The organism is Candidatus Sodalis sp. SoCistrobi, assembly GCF_900143145.1.
Classification (GTDB): Bacteria; Pseudomonadota; Gammaproteobacteria; order Enterobacterales; family Enterobacteriaceae; genus SoCistrobi.
Genome location: NZ_FRDB01000376.1, coordinates 1 through 1,342 on the forward strand (window position 1 = coordinate 1; position 1,342 = coordinate 1,342).

Consider the following 1,342-nt stretch of genomic DNA (forward strand, 5'->3'; position numbering starts at 1 on the left):
ACGACATTGCTCTCTCTCATCAGAACATGAACGGAAAAGTATTCATTGCAATAAAACGCTGCGCAAAATGCTGAAATCGTGGATTTCCCGCAAGATGAACGGATACGTTTTCGCAGGATGTGCAAGTGCCTTTCCCTATCCAGCCGTCAAGCTCAGGAATATACGTCCACGCAATAATGACTGACGAACTACAAATTTTGCATGAAGGCATAAATACTCTTCAATTTGAAATTATTGCCGCCATTTCACGGCAGGCGGCCTAGCCTGTCAATGTGAATTCAGCTACCCGGAGAAACAATGTCCACGGAGAATCGCAGAATTCTCCCGTCGCCAAAATCCACCTCGATACTCTCTTCGCGATGAAGCATCTTTCGGGCTACCGCCGTAACTGCTTCATCCGTGACATCGTATTTCTTGCCCGTAAAACGCGTGGTGTTCGCCTCTTGCGTGGAATATCCCGCCATAATACGCCCGGACAATGTTGAATAACCCACGGAAATCGTATTTTTCATGCTCATATCCTCTCAATGACTCGCGCTATATCGGCTGGTTTGCCGCGCCTGTAACTGACACCCCATCGCTTCTGCACGTTGTCGGGCCTGCACATAGCCGGTCTCTATCGAGTTATCCGGGAAGCGCCAGCCGGTGCCGGAACTGTTCGCCAGCGGGATAATATTCAGGGGTGGCCCGGCTGGCTCAGGGTGTCCCTCAGCCATCGCCACAGGTGTTTTAGTCTCTGCATGCGTGTAAGCCTCTCTACGGGGTTTTCGTATCCTCGACTTGTTTGGGTCATCTTCTCTCGCAAAACGCCTCTGTGAGCGTCTGAGAGCGTTTGAGCGAGGGTTTTGCAGTGCTCGACAACTGCCTGATAACTTTCCTCGTCGCTAGCGTCATCGAACGCGATGAGCGCAGCCTCGAGTGCGGGCGGCATGACCTCGGGTTCTGGAGCCGGGTTTTCCGCCGGCACCGGCGCGGTTTCTGGTGCTGCGGCCTGTGGCACCGAGGTGAATCTGTGGTTGCTCAGCACATCGCGCAAGCGGGGGCGCGCATTGTTCACCGGGTTGACGACTGTGGTCGGCGCCGCTATGCCCCACATCCAGCAGCGAGTAAATCTCTGCCGCACCCGGCAAGCGTTTGCAAAGGCGCTTGGTCACCGTCTTGATGGCCATTTCGCGGTAGTGCTTTTGCCACGGACTGGACTCTTTCGCGGCGGTTTGAATCACCCCGGATAAATTAGAGTCTATACTTTAAAAGTGGAGGTCTCTATGACAACGACCAAACGTTACTCTCCGGAAGTCCGTGAACGGGCAGTTAATCTAGTGCTGGAAACTCAGCATGAATA

3 protein-coding genes are annotated in these 1,342 nt (G+C 53.4%); all 3 read right to left on the reverse strand.

The window, feature by feature from the left end; genetic code table 11:
- Positions 1–278: 278 nt before the first annotated feature.
- The 3 genes from CINSTRO3249_RS15955 to CINSTRO3249_RS18080 all read right to left on the reverse strand — a co-directional run bounded on the left by CINSTRO3249_RS15955 (position 279) and on the right by CINSTRO3249_RS18080 (position 1,223).
- The gene (locus CINSTRO3249_RS15955) at positions 279–512 is read right to left on the reverse strand and encodes a DUF7446 family protein (RefSeq protein ID WP_125933231.1); all 234 of its coding nucleotides are present in this window, start codon (positions 510–512) and stop codon (positions 279–281) included.
- A 12-nt stretch (positions 513–524) separates the two neighbouring features.
- Entirely contained in the window at positions 525–716 is a 192-nt protein-coding gene (locus CINSTRO3249_RS17015) for a hypothetical protein (protein ID WP_125933232.1), read from the reverse strand.
- 174 nt (positions 717–890) lie between these two features.
- Positions 891–1,223 carry a recombinase RecT gene (locus CINSTRO3249_RS18080; RefSeq protein ID WP_074013911.1) on the reverse strand — a complete coding sequence of 111 codons (333 nt, stop codon included), beginning with the start codon at positions 1,221–1,223 and terminating at the stop codon, positions 891–893.
- Between the last annotated feature and the right edge of the window lie 119 nt (positions 1,224–1,342).

What these genes read in the sequence shown, in the direction of transcription:
- CINSTRO3249_RS15955 (WP_125933231.1), bottom strand. Translation starts at nt 512, where the DNA reads ATGAAAAATACGATTTCCGTGGGTTATTCAACATTGTCCGGGCGTATT.
- CINSTRO3249_RS17015 (WP_125933232.1), bottom strand. Translation starts at nt 716, where the DNA reads ATGGCTGAGGGACACCCTGAGCCAGCCGGGCCACCCCTGAATATTATC.